General features: G+C 52.4%; 17 protein-coding genes and 1 CRISPR repeat array. Of the genes, 8 read left to right on the top strand and 9 right to left on the bottom strand.

Annotated features, from left to right (window positions below):
* Positions 1-140 precede the first annotated feature (140 nt).
* Entirely contained in the window at positions 141-1,805 is a 1,665-nt protein-coding gene (locus tag ACYVJG_RS02895) for a SulP family inorganic anion transporter (protein ID WP_460429691.1), read from the bottom strand.
* Between the two features lie 113 nt (positions 1,806-1,918).
* On the opposite strand from ACYVJG_RS02895, the gene ACYVJG_RS02890 reads away from it, so the two are divergent.
* Positions 1,919-2,734, top strand: a complete 816-nt coding sequence (locus ACYVJG_RS02890) for a Fic family protein (RefSeq protein WP_460429690.1) — start codon at positions 1,919-1,921, stop codon at positions 2,732-2,734.
* A gap of 81 nt (positions 2,735-2,815) precedes the next feature.
* Positions 2,816-3,923: direct repeats of the CRISPR family, unit length 32 nt; unit sequence GTTTCAATCCACGCGCCCGCGTGGGGCGCGAC.
* A gap of 178 nt (positions 3,924-4,101) precedes the next feature.
* Here ACYVJG_RS02890 and cas2 read toward each other — a convergent pair.
* The 8 genes from cas2 to ACYVJG_RS02850 form a co-directional block, all read right to left on the bottom strand.
* On the bottom strand, positions 4,102-4,389 hold the full coding sequence (gene cas2 / locus ACYVJG_RS02885; protein ID WP_460429689.1) for a CRISPR-associated endonuclease Cas2: 288 nt from the start codon (positions 4,387-4,389) through the stop codon (positions 4,102-4,104).
* Between the two features lie 9 nt (positions 4,390-4,398).
* The gene (gene cas1c, locus ACYVJG_RS02880; RefSeq protein ID WP_460429688.1) at positions 4,399-5,439 is read right to left on the bottom strand and encodes a type I-C CRISPR-associated endonuclease Cas1c; all 1,041 of its coding nucleotides are present in this window, start codon (positions 5,437-5,439) and stop codon (positions 4,399-4,401) included.
* A 3-nt stretch (positions 5,440-5,442) separates the two neighbouring features.
* Entirely contained in the window at positions 5,443-6,087 is a 645-nt protein-coding gene (cas4, locus tag ACYVJG_RS02875; protein WP_460429687.1) for a CRISPR-associated protein Cas4, read from the bottom strand.
* Positions 6,071-6,955, bottom strand: a complete 885-nt coding sequence (cas7c, locus tag ACYVJG_RS02870; RefSeq protein ID WP_460429686.1) for a type I-C CRISPR-associated protein Cas7/Csd2 — start codon at positions 6,953-6,955, stop codon at positions 6,071-6,073. Before cas7c ends, cas4 begins: the two co-directional genes overlap by 17 nt.
* Positions 6,952-8,784: a type I-C CRISPR-associated protein Cas8c/Csd1 gene (gene cas8c / locus ACYVJG_RS02865; protein ID WP_460429685.1), complete on the bottom strand. Its 1,833-nt coding sequence runs from the start codon at positions 8,782-8,784 to the stop codon at positions 6,952-6,954. The genes cas7c and cas8c overlap by 4 nt, the downstream gene beginning before the upstream one ends.
* Positions 8,781-9,455, bottom strand: coding sequence for a type I-C CRISPR-associated protein Cas5c (gene cas5c / locus ACYVJG_RS02860; RefSeq protein ID WP_460429684.1), 675 nt, complete (start codon positions 9,453-9,455; stop codon positions 8,781-8,783). The genes cas8c and cas5c overlap by 4 nt, the downstream gene beginning before the upstream one ends.
* A gap of 32 nt (positions 9,456-9,487) precedes the next feature.
* The gene (locus ACYVJG_RS02855) at positions 9,488-11,719 is read right to left on the bottom strand and encodes a CRISPR-associated endonuclease Cas3'' (RefSeq protein WP_460429683.1); all 2,232 of its coding nucleotides are present in this window, start codon (positions 11,717-11,719) and stop codon (positions 9,488-9,490) included.
* A 147-nt stretch (positions 11,720-11,866) separates the two neighbouring features.
* On the bottom strand, positions 11,867-12,211 hold the full coding sequence (locus ACYVJG_RS02850; RefSeq protein ID WP_022654261.1) for a DMT family protein: 345 nt from the start codon (positions 12,209-12,211) through the stop codon (positions 11,867-11,869).
* A gap of 68 nt (positions 12,212-12,279) precedes the next feature.
* On the opposite strand from ACYVJG_RS02850, the gene ACYVJG_RS02845 reads away from it, so the two are divergent.
* The 7 genes from ACYVJG_RS02845 to recN all read left to right on the top strand — a co-directional run bounded on the left by ACYVJG_RS02845 (position 12,280) and on the right by recN (position 19,952).
* Complete coding sequence (locus ACYVJG_RS02845; protein WP_022654260.1) at positions 12,280-12,840, top strand: peptidylprolyl isomerase; 561 nt, start codon at positions 12,280-12,282, stop codon at positions 12,838-12,840.
* Between the two features lie 38 nt (positions 12,841-12,878).
* On the top strand, positions 12,879-13,391 hold the full coding sequence (locus ACYVJG_RS02840) for a peptidylprolyl isomerase (RefSeq protein ID WP_460429682.1): 513 nt from the start codon (positions 12,879-12,881) through the stop codon (positions 13,389-13,391).
* A 6-nt stretch (positions 13,392-13,397) separates the two neighbouring features.
* The gene (locus ACYVJG_RS02835; RefSeq protein ID WP_460429681.1) at positions 13,398-14,168 is read left to right on the top strand and encodes a UDP-2,3-diacylglucosamine diphosphatase; all 771 of its coding nucleotides are present in this window, start codon (positions 13,398-13,400) and stop codon (positions 14,166-14,168) included.
* 42 nt (positions 14,169-14,210) lie between these two features.
* Positions 14,211-16,445 carry an ATP-binding protein gene (locus ACYVJG_RS02830; protein WP_460429680.1) on the top strand — a complete coding sequence of 745 codons (2,235 nt, stop codon included), beginning with the start codon at positions 14,211-14,213 and terminating at the stop codon, positions 16,443-16,445.
* Positions 16,414-17,070: a response regulator transcription factor gene (locus ACYVJG_RS02825; protein ID WP_460429679.1), complete on the top strand. Its 657-nt coding sequence runs from the start codon at positions 16,414-16,416 to the stop codon at positions 17,068-17,070. Before ACYVJG_RS02830 ends, ACYVJG_RS02825 begins: the two co-directional genes overlap by 32 nt.
* 286 nt (positions 17,071-17,356) lie before the next feature.
* Complete coding sequence (locus ACYVJG_RS02820; protein ID WP_460429678.1) at positions 17,357-18,238, top strand: NAD kinase; 882 nt, start codon at positions 17,357-17,359, stop codon at positions 18,236-18,238.
* Positions 18,239-18,269: 31 nt separating this feature from the next.
* Positions 18,270-19,952 carry a DNA repair protein RecN gene (gene recN / locus ACYVJG_RS02815; RefSeq protein ID WP_460429677.1) on the top strand — a complete coding sequence of 561 codons (1,683 nt, stop codon included), beginning with the start codon at positions 18,270-18,272 and terminating at the stop codon, positions 19,950-19,952.
* Positions 19,953-19,968 lie beyond the last annotated feature (16 nt).

Below are 19,968 nucleotides of genomic sequence, written 5' to 3'. Positions count from 1 at the left end.
CTTGTGGCGAGGTGGGGTGCATTTTCTCACAAAAATTAGGTGAGTAAATATTAAAACTGATAACAAACGTCAGAATAAAAGTTTTTTACGCGCAATGAAAAGCAAACTTGGAATATCAGCAGTTATTTTATCCCATAGAATTAAAAATGGGGTCGTACATGCAATAACTCACGAGCGCGCTCGAGTGCAGCAGCCAAATCGGGTTGTAAATTACGTTCGCCCATCTGTAAGGCAATGCGCGAATGGATCAACATTTCTGCCGTTTCTCCACCTGCGCCACATAACACCAGCGTTTTTCCTGCCTCGGTAAAATGTTGATGTAGTGCAGACAACGCCAGCAAACCCGTGGTATCCAATAGCACCAAACGATGCAATTGCAAAATCACAACCTGAGCCTCGCCACTGCGTTCTAACAGATCGTCTAAGCGATCCACCGCCCCAAAAAACAACGCCCCTTCGACCCGAAACGCGATACAGCCGGTGGGAATGTCTTTACCGGCAATAGAATGGCGTTCAAATACATAGCCATATTCTGGTGACAGCTGTTGCACTGAAGTGCTGGTTGCCATGCGCTGAATAAAGAATACCGCAGCCAATAACATGCCGATTTGTACCGCTACAGTAAGATCAAACACCACCGTTAACACAAAGGTCATCACTAAAACAATGGTGTCTTGTTTGGGGAATTGCGCTGCTTTGCGAATATCCCAATCGCCCATTTTCAAACCGACCGCAATTAAAATAGCCGCTAAAGCCGCCAGTGGTATGTATTTAGCCAAAGGCGCCGCCACTAACACCACAACCAATAACAAAGCAGCGTGAACAATGCCGGCTATCGGTGTTTTGCCGCCGTTTTGGATGTTGGCAGCGGTGCGCGCAATCGCGCCTGTCGCCGGAATGCCGCCAAAAAACGGCACCACCATATTGGCAATGCCCTGTGCTAATAGTTCTTGATTGGAGTCGTGGTGATCGTGGGTTTGTGCATCCGCCACCACTGCGCACAGCAACGATTCAATCGCACCCAATAGCGCAATGGTAAACGAGGGCAATAATAGGTCGGATAAATTGGCCAAGTCCAAGGTCAACATTTGAAACTGGGGCAGACCTTGAGGAATGCCACCAAAGCGGCTGCCAATGGTTGCCACCGGCACATCCAACACCAGCACCAACACACTGGCCATCACCAGCACCACAAACGGCGCCGGCAAAAACTTCCCCCACCGTTTTGGCCATAACAAAATCAAGGCGAGGCACGCACTCGATAGCAATAGAGTGGGTAAATCAAAATCGGCAATATGTTGTTCAAGCGTTTGCAGGGTGGCGAAAAAGCCGGACGGCATCGTCACGGTTAGCCCGAGAAAATCTTTTAATTGCGTCAGTAAAATCAGGATGGCGATGCCGTTGGTGAAGCCGGTAATCAATGGCATGGGAAAGAATTTAATAATCTGCCCCATTCGCAGCAAGCCCATTGCCACCAACATTACCCCCGCCATAAAGGTGCAGATCAAGAGATTTTGTAAACCATAGCGCGACACAATCGCGTACAGAATCACAATATAAGCCCCCGTCGGCCCACCGATACAGACGCGGGTTCCACCGAGGGCGGAGATGAGGAAACCGGCAATGATGGCGGTAAAAATGCCGGATTGAGGCGAGACACCGGAGGCAATCGCAAATGCCATCGCCAGCGGCAGAGCAACGATGCCGACTGTGGTACCAGCAAAGAGATCGTTGCGGAAGGCCTGACGATCATAACCACGCAATGCCTCGTATAAACGAGGCCGAAAAGCAAACCAACTCATCATACCCCTCCGCAAATAGAAAGGCCGACAAGCCTAACGCATTTAGCATGAAGGTGACAAATTGTTTCAGCCCAGTTCAGTGTAAGATTCCCCCAATTCAGACAAGGAGTCATGCGATGACAGGACTCATCGAAAAAATGATGAATGATTTTTTCAAAGCCGATCTGCTGAAAGCAAAGCTAGACACCTACCGCCCACTGAATACGCAAGTGGTGAACAACCTACACGACAATCTGGTGTTGCAATGGACTTATCACAGCAATGCGATTGAAGGGAACACGCTCACTCTCAAGGAAACTAAGGTGGCGTTGGAAGGGATTACCATCGGTGGCAAAACCCTACGCGAACACTTTGAGGCCATCAATCACCGTGATGCCATCCTTTTTGTCGAGGAACTGGTCGGCCAGCAGCAAACCCTGAACGAATGGACAATTAAAGCCCTGCATCAGTTGGTATTGAAAAATATCGACAGCCACCATGCTGGATGCTACCGACAAGTGAATGTCTTGATCTCTGGCGCAGAACACCGCCCACCCCATGCCTTGCAGGTGCAGGAGCAGATGGCCGCATTTATCCACTGGTGCAATCATGAGGCTCAGGTATTGCACCCGATCGAACGCGCTGCGCGTGTGCATGGTGAATTTGTAAAAATTCACCCTTTTGTCGATGGCAATGGTCGCACATCGCGCTTATTGATGAATCTTGAGCTGATGAAAGCAGGTTTTCCTGCAACGGTGATCAAGGTGGAACAGCGTTTGGATTATTATCAAGCCTTGGATAAAGCGCATTGTACTGACGACTATGGCGATTTTATTAAGCTGGTGACAAGGGCTGTAGAGAAAAGCTTTGCGCCTTATTGGTGGGCATTGGGAATAGAAGAGGAAGTGCAAAAGTATCTGGACGAACAGATACCCCCGCCCACCCCTTCCTAATCCCTTGTTTTTGCGTATTGCAATCAACACACCTGTGTGGGCGTGACACCCAAGCCCCCCCCGTTTGGGATGCATTAGAGGGTTTCAATCCACGCGCCCGCGTGGGGCGCGACCAATAAGTCCGCCAAACGTGGATTTGGTGCTAAATGTTTCAATCCACGCGCCCGCGTGGGGCGCGACGCGCTAATCTCTCTTGGTTTTGGCTCCATGACCATGTTTCAATCCACGCGCCCGCGTGGGGCGCGACGCTAAACTGCAAGACACTTTCCGCGAAGAAGACGCAGTTTCAATCCACGCGCCCGCGTGGGGCGCGACTTTTACATTTATGGCTCTCTTGTATCTGACAAAGTAGTTTCAATCCACGCGCCCGCGTGGGGCGCGACGAAAGCGGACAACACCACATGGCGCATTTTGCTTGGTTTCAATCCACGCGCCCGCGTGGGGCGCGACCGTCGGCATGGTCAAGTTCCTGATGACCCGCCGTGTTTCAATCCACGCGCCCGCGTGGGGCGCGACAGTATGCCTCGGGTGGCGTGCTGGACAAGCTGGACGTTTCAATCCACGCGCCCGCGTGGGGCGCGACCATTGCGATGCAAAAAGAGATACAGCAGCAGTGGTTTCAATCCACGCGCCCGCGTGGGGCGCGACACGTACCTGTGCCTGAGTCGGTATCTCAGGGCGCGATGTTTCAATCCACGCGCCCGCGTGGGGCGCGACAGTATGATGGTGATTTTGTGTCGGTTCGCGATTATGTTTCAATCCACGCGCCCGCGTGGGGCGCGACGCTTGGTGGGGGGTTAGGCTCTCTCTTTGGTGACAAGTTTCAATCCACGCGCCCGCGTGGGGCGCGACAAATGCGATGATCTCAGCGCGGTACGAATCATCGCGTTTCAATCCACGCGCCCGCGTGGGGCGCGACCCAAAACAGCGCCCAAGGCGGCCATTTCACGTGAAGTTTCAATCCACGCGCCCGCGTGGGGCGCGACAAGGTTTCTTCGACTCTTTCCGCCATTACGTGATGTTTCAATCCACGCGCCCGCGTGGGGCGCGACGTGTTCTCGGGGGCGACAAGCGGTATTAGCTATTTACGGTTTCAATCCACGCGCCCGCGTGGGGCGCGACAGTCGAAATTGATCTAAGGGTTTACGCAAATGAATGTTTCAATCCACGCGCCCGCGTGGGGCGCGACTGTTCGCTTATAACGTATTCATTCCCAAAAGAAAACAGACGTGTTTTTGCGAATCTGTTTTATAAACATCACTAACTGCCCCCTCCTCCCCCATACTGTTAAAAATAAGCATTGAAATTCAAAGCACTATCAATCTGCGAATCGCTCAGGGTTTATTCGGTCGCTTGGGGTTCGCAATTTAGAGAATCAGCGGCCCATTCAGATCAAGCACAGGTTTAGCCCCAATATGCTCAACGCGATCTTGCCAATTTTTCCCCAAAAAATAGAAACGCAAACTGTCCACTTCTGGGTCGATCAGCCCACACAGCCGATTTTTGAGCATCGCCCACTGCGCCGGATCAACCTCGATCTCGAACACTGAATATTGGGCACGTTGGCCATAATCGAGACAAGCACGGGCAACACGGCGTAGGCGGCGGGCGCCGTCGCCTTCGGTACTCACGTCATAACTCACTAAAACCATCATGGGCGGCGCTCACTTCCAAATGAAAGGTGGGTAGGCATCCAAATCACCGCGCAGATGCCGCGCCAGCAACTGTGCCTGAATAAACATGAATAGACCGAGCGGTGCCGCTTCCTCCAGAAACCCATGGCGCAGCGTTTCGCGCTTGCGTTCCTGATAGGCGATCAGCACGGTCTTACGCGCCTCATCGCGCAACAGTACGGCACCGTTGTCCATAAACTGAAAGTCATGGGCAGTCAGTTGCTTGCGATTGATCAATGACAGTGCCAGTCGGTCGGCTAAAACAGGGCGGAATTCTTCGACCAAATCTAAAGCAAGGCTTGGCCGTCCGGGTCGATCACGGTGCAGATAGCCGACAGCAGGGTCAAGGCCAACGGTTTCCAGTGCTGAACGGCAATCGTGGGTTAGCAGCGTGTAAAGAAATGACAGCAAGGCATTGACAGGATCAAGCGGCGGTCGGCGGCTGCGTCCCTTGAAACGTAAGGCAGGATCTGGCACACGGATTAGATGGTCAAATACTTCGAAATAGGCATTCGCCGCTTCACCTTCCAGTCCACGTAGCACATTCACTTCTTGTTCGAACAGCAAACGGTCAGCAATCTGTGCCAATCGCTTGTGAGTGATTTCCAGTGCCGTACGTGCCTCTTGCGCCAACTTGTCACCATGATCGCGCAGAGCACGCCCGATCACAGCACGCTGGTTATACACCTTACCGACCAGAAAATTAGCGACGATGGCGGCACAGCTAGCTGGATTGTCGCTGCGCCGGTACTGCTCGCGGCGCAACAGCACGTTGCCAGATACCGGCCCTTCGACGCGAGCGAGAAACTTACCGTTGGGCGTTAGATAACTGATGCAGATGCCTTGTTCGGCGCAGTAGCCCAGCAGCGGCGGCGATACCAATACCCGACCGATACACACTAGACTTTCGAGCATGTGCACCGGAATCCGGCCGCGAATCTCACCGTCAATTTCCATGACGATGTTGGCACCATCCTTCCGTAACCAAGCCCCTTCTGATGACACGTACAGGGTGTTGAGTTGCCGGCGCATGATTCAATCCTTGAGTTGTTGCCGCAGCCACTGGCCGACGGTCTGTTTGCGCCCCAGCAAACGCGGCTGGCACAGCTCGATCAATGAGCAAGCGTCACAACGTTTAGGCTGGTATTGCGCCACAGGGGTATCCTGCCCGTCCAGCAGATTGCGGGTGGCGGTGATGGTGTCAAGGGTCAGACTGCGTAGGGCAGAATCAAAGGTAACCGCTTTGCGGCGGTGGGTTTGTCCATAAAACAATGCCCCTTCAGGCACAGTCCGTCCCAGCATCTCCTCCAGACACAACGCCTGCGCGCACAGTTGGACCTCATCAGCACGATGCGCCTTCGGCCTGCCACGTTTGTACTCAACAGGGAAGGGCCGTTCACCGTGGAACTCGACCACATCGGCAATGCCGCTGATGCCCAACGCACGGCTCGCCAATGGCATGGCGGTTGCAGTGCGTATTCCATGACGCAGCTCGGTCTGAGGCTGATCGGCACGCTGGTGCAGTAGGCGGCCTTCGGCGGTCTGCCGGTTTTCCTCCCACTGCTGTTCAACATGGATCAGCGCGCACTGGCGCGGACAGTACAAATAATGCTGAAGGGCGGACAGCGGGATTAGGTCATCGTCTTCCATGCCCGCCTCCGCCTTACAAGACTTCCTCAATCGTAACGCCCGTCGGCAAGCCATCACGGTCGATACTGACTTCATAATCAGCAAAGCTGCGTGCTGGTGTATCGGCTTCACCTTCAACACGCTGCACTTTCACCAGATCGAACAGCTTGTGCGCTGGTGCATTGCCCATCGGGTGGTCATGCTTGAACACGATCAGTTTGCGCGCCGCCATCTCGCCACGCGCAGCCGAGCGGTCGTGCTCGAACATATTGATTAGTGCACGCCACAGCAATTCGAGATCACCCTCGGAAAAACCAGTACGCTCGGCCAGCTTGGCAGAGATGAAACCGTGGGCGCGGTACAAGCCATAAGGAATAATATGCTTGCGGCCCATCGTGCGTTCTTTTTCGAGATCTTTCTCATTGGTGACTGCCATGCGAGTAATCGACACCTCCAACGGGATAACCGGATCAATCGAGGTGGCGAAAGCCAGTTGAATCGGGCCGCGCACCTGTCCGGCGTTAACCTCAGTGGTCATCACCGCACCGAAGGCGCGCACATCGAAAAAGTTGGCACACATCCAGCGAGTCAGTTCGTGGGCCTTGGCCTCGTTTTTAGGTAGCTTCTTAGGCTCCGGCTCGATACCAAGCGCGGCATAGGCTTGTTTGTGCTGGTTGTTCAGCACCGACTTTTCTTGCATATAGATGACATAGCCCTGTTCTGGCTTGCCCTCGGCATCAGACTTTTCCAACGCCACATAATTACGAATCTTGCGTTTCAGACAAACATCCGTCACCAAACCTTGGTTGGTTTCTGGGTCGAGACGCGGCATATTGCCGGCATCTGGGTCACCATTTGGGTTGCCATTGGTCACATCAAATAGATAAACAAATTCATAACGGTTAGCGATGGCGCTCATTCTGCTGCTCCTTGCTCGGTGGATTCGGTGGTGTCGGCGTCTTCGTCCTTGCTGTGGCCGAAACGGGCTTGAGACTGGTGGTAATAGCCAATGGCAAAACGGCCCTGATCTTCCAGCCGCAGGCTACGCGGGAACTGTGGCGGCAGGCCGTCGATGATCTCGCTGATTTCCTTCTCCAACGTAACCGCCAGCCCCGGCTTTTCCTTACGCACCTTGGACAGGTGATTCTGCGTATTACGCAGCAACATCGGGAACACGGTCGCAGGGGTGGCGGAAGCCGCTCCGTAATAACGATCACGGATGGTAGCGTTCACCTTACCGCCTAACGCATGATGTTGAGCACTTTCCAGCACCGCAAACAACCGGCCCAGCCGGTAGCCCGGGTTGCTGGCTTCTTTATCAAGACTCATAGGGATCTCCTCGTTAATACCTTTGACACCAAGGCGCAAATCACGCGCCAAAACGGCTTTACAGAGTACGACCCGTGTGCAGGAAATATCGCCGTCGGCACGCAAGCGCATGATGATGGTATTGAGTAAGCTACGCGGATACCGGCTGCCGGTCAGAATGGCACGGGTCAGCTCGCCAGCCAGTTGCGGTGGAATATCTTCCGCTTTGCTCTTGCCATCGCGACTGGGCGCCGTAGCATGTAGCAAGCGCCACATGGCCGGTTCGGTCTTCCAAGGCTGTGGCTGCAGCGCCAGATCTTGGAAGTGCTCAGCTAACCGTAGGGCGAAGCTATGTAGGCTGCCGGTTTCCCAAAAACGGATCGACAGCCGCGAAGCATTGGGGGACAGGCCCAGCACATACAGCCGAGTATCATCGTTCAAATCTGGGCTCAGCTCGCGCAAAGCATATCCTTTGGCTACCATATCCAACGCTCGGCGCAGATTGTTGGTTTCAGAAGCATCATCCGGCGGATTAAACGCTTCCCCGAAAAAAATTTCTGCTGCCTCAGCCTGTGCGGTATTGGCGGCCTCGGCCCAAAACACCACGCTGGCATCACCAATTTGCAAGCGCTGACGGTTGCTTTCGTCGCGGCGCAGCAGGTGGTTAAGCACTGTGGTATAAGCAAATGCGGCCTGTTCAGACACTGGCGCGTTGTCGCCCTGCGCTTTGCCATAGGAGCTGAACGACTCTAAGTTGAAAGAGACGATAGAGGCCCCAGAGCTTTGTGCGCCGTTCACACCTTTGATCGCCGGATGTAGTCGTGCCAGCGGTTGACGCTGTCCAGTGACTAGACACATACCTTCCTTGCTATCCGCACCGGCCTGCAAACGGCTCCAGATTGCTTGTGCTGCTGGTGTGTCGTGTAGGTATTGCATTTGACCATCAAGGCGGAACACCAGATTGCTGTCGAGCATCTCGGCATTGAACCGTGGCGGCTGGAACTGATCGGGTGTCCATTGCGCAAGAAACTTCAGCAGCGCCTGCAGGCTGGGATCATCCGCATCAGCCAGCAACTTCTGATGATGATCCTTAAATGCCGCATGTTCCCCAAGCCTTATATCAACTGGCGACTTTCCGCTGACTTTGTCTTCCTTGCTCAACTTGGCATCAGCGACCCCCAGAACGTAGCTGGTCTTGTCCCAGAACGTAAACGACTTCGGCGTGGTGCCCGGGCGTTTGAAGGAAGCCGGAACCGGCATCTTGCAGGCAAAACACTTCTTGCCTGTCTGCTCACGAAGGTCAACCACATCGACCAACTGTCCCTCTACCGACAGCACCAGCGCGTAACTGATACCCTCCTGACTGTAGCCCGGTAAAGCAACCCCAACATCCTGCGTCCGCAAACGCTGGTAATAGTCATTGAGTGCTTGAAGAATCATGCTTTGATCTCCTCGCTATCCCAAGCAGGCACCTCGATCACCCCATCGCGCATCACAGCACGAAAAAAGCGCGGCGTCATGTCGTGGGCGAAGTCGATGTCGTGCAACATCCAACCTAGCTCACGCTCGCCCAAAAGATCGGCATGTACTGCCGGCAGTGGAGCATCTGGCTCGATCAGCTCGAAATTGGCGGGAAACTCGCGCACCCCCAGACAAGGCGCGTGGAAATACTGCCCCTTGCGCGCACGACGATTGAAAATATCCAAGTGCTTGCCTTCCGAATCGCCAACATCGGCTTTAGCGGTCAGTTCGAAATGGGCTTCAATCACATAGGCGACATCGCGCAATACAGTCGCTGCGCGCTGCTGGCGATCTTCATCCGCTAGGGAGATCAACCCATCTGTGCGGCCAGCTTTTATGGCCTTACTGACACTGGCCGCTGATAACTTACCGCCCACTTCATTACGGCGGATAGATTCAAAGCGGATCGGCTTGAGCACATGAATACGATCCACCACCCAGCGAATCGCCGGTTTCCAGTGGATAGCTTCAAGAATGCCGCGCGCTGCCGAGGGCGTGATGACATCGTAGGAGACACGCTCCACCTTCATTTCTGGCCGAGTGAAGCAAGCACGCTCACCCCAAACTTTCAAGCGAATTCCATAGGCCATGAACCCTCCTTTTTTTGATTAGCATCGAGTCCTCACCAACATGTGCTTTCATCGCACTTAAATGTTGGATTATCCCAACTCAACCCACATTGATTATGATAAATATCAAGATTATCCAAAACCATAAACTGCTCACCATAACGCTCGGGTGCCACCGGCTGAATAGCACCGACTTTCAGTAAGGCTTCATAGCCCTGACGAGGTAACTGCACGATATAGGACTGCAACTGCCGCGCTAGCACTAAGGGCAGTTCACCTCCGTCTTTAGGAGATCTAATATCCTTTAGGACGGCGTTTGCCATCTCATCAAATGGAATAATCACCGGACACTGTACGCTATCAATCATGCGGAATTTATCGGCCAGCATCTCAAACGGAATCCCCTCCAGCCGCTGGTTTTCGATCTGCGCCAGCAAGTCAGCTTTATCCAGTTCGCGTTCACCCTTCTGCCAATACAGTTGCTGAAAATAGCGGGTGATAGCCTCGGGTGCCAACGGATCGCCGCTGGTGTTGCGGAGCACCTCGCGGGCGGCCTGAGCGAACTGCTGTAGCTCTTGCGGAGCCTTCCAATCTGGGTTTTCGGTTTGGAACACCAACACCTCGCTAGCCTCCAGTGCCCGTTTCCCCTCGCGGTTGCAGCGCCCTGCGGCTTGGGCAATCGAATCCAGCCCAGCTTCGGCGCGTAGCACGCAAGGAAAATCCACATCCACTCCAGCCTCAATCAGCGAAGTGGCGACCAACCGACACGGCAAGCCATCACGCAGGCGCTGACGCACTTCGGCCAGCACCTCGCTGCGGTGACGAGCGCACATCAGGGTGGTCAAATGGCGCGCACCGTCCAAACCAGCTATTGACTCGTACAGCGCACGGGCATGACGGCGGTTGTTGACGATACACAGCACCTGTTCACGCGCCGCCATCTGCTGCTGCAACGCCTCATCGCTGAGGATGCCCACCTGCCGAATCTGCACCCGCGCCAGCTGCTGGAACAGTTGAGGGGGATTCGGTGCTAATTCACGCACCCCTTGCAGTCCACCCTTAAATTGCGGTGCCTGCAACGCAGGTTGGGTTGCGGTGCAAAGCACGGGGCTGCAGCGGTAGTTAAGCGCCAGTTCGTCAATGACAGTCATGCAGGGACGTAGCAGTTTCAGCGGCAAGGTCTGCGCTTCGTCGAGGATAATCACACTGCCGGCAATGTTATGCAGCTTGCGGCAACGTGATGGCCGGTCGGCGAACAAGCTCTCAAAGAACTGTACCGCCGTGGTAACGATGATCGGAAAATCCCAGTTTTCCATCGCCAGCCGCAGCTTGTCGCGCGCCTGCCGGTCTTTGCTACGGTCGTCATTGAAGGCGCTGTGATGTTCCAACACCGCCTGTTCGCCGAATTGGCCCAGCGCCTGCTGGAATACAGCGGCGTTCTGTTCAACGATGCTAGTGAAAGGAATCACGTAGATGATGCGGCGCAAGCCGTGACGGATGGCATGGTCCAGCGCGAAGGCCAACGAAGCCAGCGTTTTGCCGCCGCCGGTCGGCACCGTCAGTGAAAACAGCCCCGGTGGACATTCTGCCTGCTGGCGTACATGGGCGAGAATGTCAGCACGAATGCGGTTGACTGAAGAATCAGCGCGAAAGCCTGCTAGATAATCGTCCAGCGCCGCACGTAGTTCGGTCAGCGCCGGCGGTTGGTGGGAACGCAGTGATGAGCGGTGTTCGATGCGGTTGTAGAAGGCTTCGGTATCGAGAAAATCAGCATCGACCAGACAGGAAAACAGCATGCGGGCCAGAAAGGCCTGCTGGAAAGCGACGCGCTCCCTACGCCCGGTGATGGGGGGCAGTTGCAGGCGTTCCGGCAACTGGATTTCCTGCTGCCACTGATCCACCAGCACCGGCAAACCCTTCCCCTTGAGCCGCTCTTCCAACGTGCTGCGCTTACCGAGGTCGCGGCCGTTGGCCAGACCAGCGTGGTGGCCGGCAATGCCATAGGCCAGCAAGCGCCCTACCACCGGGCCATAACGCTCAACCGCCAGCATCGCGCCACGGGTGGAATGATCGACGCGAATCAGGCTGCGATTAATATAGTCTTGGAATTCGTCAGTGTACTTGCCGATGTCGTGCAATAGGCCGGCAATCTGCGCCAACTGCTGACCGCCAAAGGGGGCGGCACGTTCGGCAGCCAGTTGACCGACAGATTGCAGATGCTCATGGAGAAGCTGCCAGTCTGTTTTATTTTTGTCAGAACCAGAATGTGCAAAAAATGGTTTCATTTTTGATGTCAAAGATTTTTCAAAATCTCAACATCATACATTGCCATTCTTTTGACCTCAATATACCAAAAGAGTAGAACAAATAAATACTGTTAAAACAGAGACAAACAGCAAGATGTCATACGGTCAGATGAGTTGGTTTTCTTTTCAAGACCGGAACATAAAATACACTGCCCCCAACATACACAACCCAGCCCAAACAAAATCCCACTTAAATGGCTGATTCATATAAAAAATTGAGAAGGGGATAAACACCAACAGGGTCATGACTTCTTGGATGATTTTTAGTTGGGCTAGGCTCAGGACAGTGAAACCAATGCGATTGGCAGGGACTTGCAACAGGTATTCAAACAAAGCAATCCCCCAACTTGCAAAGGCAGCAATATACCAAGGCGAAGTGGATAAATTTTTTAGATGGCCATACCAAGCGAAAGTCATAAAGACATTCGAGGCTAATAACAACAGTAAAGTGTAGGTAATCGGTGACGACATTTGCGAATTTTGCTCAAAGGCTGTGATAACATCCAGCGCGCAAGTATAACCTTAAGGCTGAGTCCACAATGCGTCGTTTTCTGTTCGCCCTCGGCATTTGCTGTAGCAGCATGGCGTTTTCTGCCCCCACAGTCGAATTCAAAACCAATCAGGGCACTATCCAAGTTGAACTTGATTCAGCGCGTGCTCCGAAAACCGTCGCCAACTTTTTACAATATGTTAAAGAGGGGCACTACAACGGAACTTTGTTCCACCGTGTGATTGACGGCTTTATGATTCAAGGGGGGGGCTTTGATGCGCAATTCCGTGAAAAACCCACCCGCGCCCCCATTGCTAATGAAGCAGCCAATGGCTTAAAAAATGAGCCCGGCACCCTTGCGATGGCCCGCACCCAAGACCCTCACTCCGCCACCGCACAATTTTTTATCAATGTAGCGGGGAACGATTTTCTGAATCATCGGGCCCCTAATGTGCAAGGCTATGGTTATGCGGTGTTTGGCCGAGTCACCAAAGGTATGGACATAGTCAACCGCATTGCCAAGGTCAAAACCGGCCAAAAAGGGATGCACGCCGACGTGCCAGTCAACCCTGTAGTGATTGAACAAGCCCAGATTCTCAAAAGCGAATAATCTGTTTTTGATGACTTTTTTTGATAGGAATACCGATAATGATTCGTCTGACTACTAATTTTGGTGTCATCACCTTGCAACTGTTTGCAGATAAAGCCCCTGCTACCGTCGCTAATTTTGAACAATATGTGAAAGATGGCCACTACGATGGTACCGTTTTTCATCGTGTTATCAATGGCTTTATGATCCAAGGCGGTGGTTTTGAAGCAGGGATGTTGCAAAAACCCACCCGCGAACCGATTGCAAACGAAGCCAACAATGGCCTGAAAAACAAGGCTTATACCATTGCGATGGCTCGCACCAATGCCCCTCACTCGGCTACCGCCCAATTCTTTATCAATGTCGTTGACAATGAATTCTTAGACTTCAAAAACGAATCGTCGCAAGGGTGGGGTTATTGTGTGTTTGGCGAAGTGGTAGAAGGTCGCGACGTGGTGGATAGCATCAAATCGGTGAAAACCTCGCGCAAAGGGATGCACCAAGATGTACCAGTGGAAAATGTGATCATTGAAAAAGCTGAATTGATCGCCGACGCGCCAGCAGCGCAATAACGCCTCGTGCGTACGCTGTTTATCGCAGATCTCCATTTAGGGCCGGATACTCCGGCCCTAAATGCCTTATTCACGGCCTTTTTACAGCGCCATCGTGGGCAGTGTGCCGCGCTGTATATCTTGGGAGACCTGTTTGAATACTGGATTGGTGATGACGACTTAACCCCTTTAAATTGTCAGTTAATTGCTGAAATGGGGAAGTTCGCCTATAACACCCCTCTGTTTATCATGCGTGGTAATCGCGATTTTCTACTCGGGCAACGGTTTAGCGAGTTAACCGGTGCCACCTTGCTAGAAGATCCCAGCGTGATTCAGTGTCAACACCATCGCGTGATGGTGTCCCACGGTGATATTTGGTGTACCGATGATGTCGCCTATCAACGCTATCGACAAAAAATTCGACAGCCGTGGCGATTGGCCTTGTTGCGGCGTCTACCGTTGTCTTTCCGCCAACAACTGGCAGAAAAACTGCGCCAGCGTAGCCAACGCCATAAGCAAGACAGCACCGCCCAGATTATGGACGTCAACACCGCAGCCCTTGAACACAGCTGGCACCAGCAAGCAGCAGACTATCTCATCCACGGCCACACCCACCGCCCGCGCCATCATCGTCATCACATCGGCTCGCGGCTGTTATCACGTTGGGTGATTCCAGATTGGTATGGCAATAAAGGCGGCTATTTAGCAATGGATAACGGGCGTATCACTCGTTATCAAATGACGATGGGCAATGACAAAAAATTATTAGAAACCCTCTTGCCGAGCGAGGATTGCTGATGTCATCATCACCGCATGACAAACCTCTCTTTCATGAAGATCATGCGACGTAAACTACGCCGTATGATTTTAATCCTCTATCGTTTGCCATCACGGTGGCGAATGGTAGCGTTTTTGAGTTGGTTAGTCGGTGGCTTATTGGTGGGAGCTGTCTATGGTTATTGGCAATGGCGCGAGTGGGAAGATCGGTTTGATAAAGAAAGTGAGCTGATTGCCAGCCATATCGAAACCCAACTGCGCCAAAATGAGCATGTACTCAATAGCATTGTTGGCTTGTTCGAGAGTTTGCGGGTAATCGATTTAGAGGACATTCGGCAATACGCCGCCCATCTTTTGAAACCACACCCACAGCTACAGTCGTTTGAATTTATCTCACCGGTGCCCTACCACCTGCGGCCACAGTTTGAAATGTCGTGGTCGATTTTGTACCAACAACCGTTTCATATCCGCGAATTTCATTTTGGTGAAGCACAGCCTTGGCGCATCGCTCCCGACCGTGCCCTGTATGCGCCTATCGTGTTTCGTGAGCCGCCCGAAAAACAATATCCGTTTATTATCGGCTTAGATTTACTGCAACATCCGATCTTGCAACGCACCGTTGCCCGCGCCTTACGCCACCCCAATGCCGTCGCCTCAGGGGGGTTTGTGTCGATTCAAGGGCGCTATTCTTATATGCTGATGCAGGCCATCCGTACCGATAACATCATCCATCCGATGCAAGGGGCGGAACAAGCGATTGTGGTTTTGTTGGTCGATAGCCAAAAATTGATCGATGCCAGTACGCATAAATCCAATTTGGGGGTTACCCTCACCATGCGGCATACGGACGGCAAAGAATCGATGGTACACCCACTGTATCAATCTAAAGCCAACGATCACAGCAGCATTTGGTTACCTCGTTTTCAAAAAACTTTGGGGCTTCCCAGTGAAAGTCAGCCATTTGTGCTGGATATTGCATGGCAAACGCGCTGGCAACATGCACAGTGGACCTATCTATTATTTGGCTGGGCAGTGGTTTGGGCGGCGTGTTTCTTTTTAATGCGTGGGATTTTGCAAAAACAGCGCACACAGCGCCAGCAACAACAAGCCGAAGCCTCACTCCGCCGCCAACGCGAATTAGCAAAGGTCACACTAGAAGCCATCGGTGATGGCGTCATCACCTTTAATCGTCAACAACAAGTTGAATATATCAATCCAATTGCATGTCAGTTGTTACAACTTGACGAAGGCAATGCATTAGGCAAACCGCTACAAGAGCTGTTTACTGTCCGCACCCAATCCGGCGCCTTGCCAGATAATTTATTTGCCTATTGCCTACAAGAGGCAAAGGCAATTGAGTTCGGCGAAAATGCGCGGCTACAACGGCAAGGCCATACCCTATTGCATGTGGAAGGGATGATTTCACCGCTGTTTTCTAATGAAAGACGGGTGCGGGGTGGCGTGCTCACGTTCCGCAACATTGGCCCAGTACGGCAACGTGCGATGGAAGCCCTCGCCGCCAGCGAACAGCGCATTCGTGAACATGAAGTGCAACTGGCCCACGTCGGTCGTCTGCATACGATGGGTGAGATGGCCTCAGGGATCGCCCATGAGATTAACCAACCGCTTTCTGCCATCTTGAGCTATAGCCAAGCCTGTTTGCGGTTGTTAGATGAACCGGAAGAAGACATTGAATTTAATCAGTTACAACGGGCGATGCAGGCAATTGCCAACCAAGCACAACGCGCCGGCAGCATTATTCATCGTCTGCGACAATTTATCACACGCCGCCCAGTCAATATCCAAGCCATCTCAATCAATCAAGTCGTCGGCGATGTTTTAGAATTGGCTGACCATGAATTACAAAGAAAACACGTGAAAGTGCAATGTCACTTAGCGCCCGATTTACCGCTTGTGATGGCCGACTCGATTCAGTTAGAACAAATTGCACTCAATCTATTACGCAATGGCATGGATGCGGTTGAATTTATGGGACATCTCGGCGAACTCACCCTCCACACCAGCAGCGACAGCGGTATGGTGCGTCTTTCTATCGCGGATAACGGCAAAGGGATTGCCAAAGGCGATTTTGAGAAATTATTTCAACCGTTTTTTACCAATAAAGCGAGTGGGATGGGCTTGGGATTGACGATTTGTCAGACTATCGCTCAATCGTTTGGGGGCAGCTTAAAAGCACAAAACTTGCCACATGGCGGCGCAAACTTTATCTTGTCGCTTCCTATTGCCTCTATGAATCAAAACGACTATGGACACCACACCCCACACCCCAACCCCTAGCCAAGCGCAACAGCCAATTGTCTATTTGGTCGATGATGATCCGGCGGTGTTAGATTCGCTGTCGATGTTGTTGCGTTCCAACGGCCTTGAAGTGATTGCCTACGATTCTCCCGAAGTGTTCTTATCCACCTACAACCAGCACCACGATCACCAAATTGCTTGCGTGATCTTAGACTTACGGATGCCTTTGTTTTCTGGGTTAGATGTCCAAAAAATTTTACAGTTGGCCAATGCCGATTTGCCTATCATCTTTATTACTGGGCATGGTGATGTTGAACAATGTGCGGTGGCCTTCAAAAATGGGGCAGTGGATTTCTTAACAAAACCGATTGATGAACGTGCCTTGCTCAAAGCGATTGATACCGCGCTGCAACGCAGCATCGAAAAACATCGCCAAGAAGCCGCCCATCAAGAAGTCGAAACTAAATTATCGCGGCTGTCGCCGCGTGAGCGCGAAGTCTTTAAACAAGTGATGCAAGGCGCTTCGAGTAAGCAAATTGCTTCGGTGTTACAAGTTTCTTCACGCACCATTGAGTCACACCGCGCCAGCTTATTTGACAAACTAGAATGCCATTCGCTTGCCCAGCTGATCCGCACCTATGGCCATGCGCTTGATCTTGCCTAAGACAAAGTAAATCAACTCCCGTCTAAAGACAGAAGCTTTATGGTCAGGAAAACCCGCCACATTCCGGACATTTACAAGGCCGGTTGCACAAACGGCAGTTTGTGCAATCCCCCGTTATTCGGCTTTGCCGCCATGCCACGAGAGGGATACGGGCGACGTACTGACGATAGCGCAATTCCTCCCCTGACTCAAGTCAGGGGTTTCCTCGCGGAGGTTCTATGAAATCGGCGGCAGCCTTATCCTGCCGCCCTAGAACCGATGTTTTACATAGGCGCACGATACTTTTATGAACCGTCTTTTCTCTACGATTGGTCTGATTGCTCGACACAGCCGACCAGAAGTAGCGCAATCTCTTCTGCAACTTGCGGCACACTTAGACCAGCAAGGTTTGCGCGTCATTATCGACCGTGATACTCAACAAGACCCCCTACTTGCTGCCAGCGCCTACCCGCAAGTAGAACGGGCACAACTGGGAAACTGCATTGATGTGGCGGTGGTGTTGGGAGGCGATGGCACAATGCTCTCGGTCGCACGCCATCTGGCCCCCCATAAAGTCCCGCTGATCGGCGTCAATCAGGGGCGTTTAGGATTTATGACTGACATTCCCCTGCATGAAATGCAAACCACTGTCAGTGCCATCTTACGCGGCGAACACTGTCCAGAAGAACGGATGTTATTGTCCTGTACCATTGTGCGCGAGGGACAACAGATTGCACACAGCCTTGCCTTAAATGATGTGGTGTTTAGCCGAGGGGCGACCGGTGCCATGATAGAGTTTGAGGTGTTTGTCGATCAGCAATTTGTCTATAGCCAACGCTCAGACGGGTTGATTGTAACCACACCGACGGGATCGACAGCCTATTCTTTAGCTGCCGGTGGGCCCATTCTCCACCCCACAGTGCCCGCGATTGCTTTGGTGCCAATCTGTCCACAGTCTCTATCAAATCGACCCATTGCCATTAACGATCAAAGTGTAGTCACTGTTATCATGACGCGAACCCAAGATGCGCGGGTACATTTTGATGGTCAAGAACACCATACACTGCAAGACCTCGATCAAGTCGTGATCCAGCGTTACCCTAACACCATGCGTTTTTTACATCCGCTGGATTACAACTACTACGATATGCTGCGGCACAAGCTACATTGGGGCGAACGCCTGTTATAACTTTTCCATCGTTTTTCTGTTTGCTGAAGCCATGCTACTCAATCTTTCTATTCGTCACTTTGTTATTGTCGATCAACTGGAATTGGAATTCGACCGTGGATTCACAGTCTTAACAGGGGAAACCGGCGCGGGTAAATCGATTTTACTCGATGCACTTGGCCTGTTATTGGGCGGGCGCGGCGAGGGCAATTTAGTCCGCCACGGCGCACCCCGCGCTGAATTAGCCGCACGGTTTGATATTCATGGAATAGAGGAGCTGCAACAATGGCTCAAAGAACAGGCGTTAGAGAATGAAGAAAGCGAATTATTGTTGCGGCGGGTTATCGATGCGTCAGGCCGCTCAAAAAGCTTTATCAATGGCCAAGCCGTCACCTTAGCCCAGCTCAAAGCGGCAGGCAGTTTATTAGTCGAAATTCACGGCCAACACGCCCACCAAGGACTATTAAAAAACGATATCCAGCGACAATTACTCGATGCTTACGCCGGCGCACTGGATACCGCCGCCCATTTAAAAAACGTGTGGCAACAATGGCAACACACCAAGGCACAACGCCTTGAAGCCGAACAGCATGCAGCCGATTATGAGTCAGAGCGGGAGCGTTTAGAGTGGCAGTTGCAAGAGCTGGCTGAATTGACCTTGCAAGAAGGCGAATGGGAGCAATTGTCGCAACAACACAGCCGCCTTGCCCATGCAGCCGAGTTATTAGAAAGTGCCGAACATGCTCGTTATACCCTCGCCGAGGGCGAACACAATAGCCTTGATCGGTTGGCACAGGTGCAAACCCGACTAGGCCGCTTGGCCCATTTTGATACCCGTATCCATGATACGCTGTCATTGTTAGCATCAGCAGAAGCAGAATTACAAGAAGCGGTGTATGCCTTGCGAGCTTATGTTGACGAAGTAGAACAAGACCCGTCAGAGCTACAGCGTTTAGAGCGTCGTATCGAAAAGCTGCATGACATGGCACGGAAATATCGCACCCGACCAGAAGAACTGCCTGCCGTTGAACAACGTCTGCAACTCGCTCGCGCTGCCTTAGAACAACGAGCCCAACCGGAGGCCCTGCGTGAAGAGGAAGCAAGACTCGAAAAAGCCTATCAAGAAATTGCAGAACAGTTATCGCGTCTGCGGCAACAAGCCGCCCAGCAGTTAGCCGCACGCGTTGAAACCGAAATGCAAAGCTTAGCGATGGGTGGCGCCCGTTTCGCTATCGAACTCTCCGCCTGTGCCAGCCCAACCGCGTATGGTTTGGAACAAGTGGAATATCTGGTATCTGCCAATGCTGGCATGAGTTTGCGACCGTTGGCCAAAGTTGCATCGGGGGGGGAATTATCTCGCATCAGCTTGGCACTACAAGTGGTGACCAGTCGTCTCGCCGCTGTCCCAACATTGATTTTTGATGAAGTGGATGTTGGCATTGGTGGGCGAGTGGCAGAAATTGTCGGTAAGAAACTGCGCCAGTTGGGACAGCATTATCAAGTGTTATGTGTGACGCATTTGCCACAGGTGGCCGCCTGCGGTGCACAGCATTGGCAAGTGAGTAAACACACCGATCAGGCCGCCACATTTAGCCGAATTCATGTGTTAAACCATGCGGAACGGACACAGGAAATTGCGCGAATGCTAGGCGGTGAACACATTACCGCTGCCACGTTGCAACACGCCGAGGAAATGTTGTTGCAGTCTAGACAACACGCTGAAAATCTCGTATGATGCGCATCTCTTTAGC

The organism is Aquaspirillum soli, from assembly GCF_054781915.1.
The sequence above is the reverse complement of the archived record's forward strand: the minus strand, read 5'-3'. Positions and strand labels throughout refer to the sequence as shown.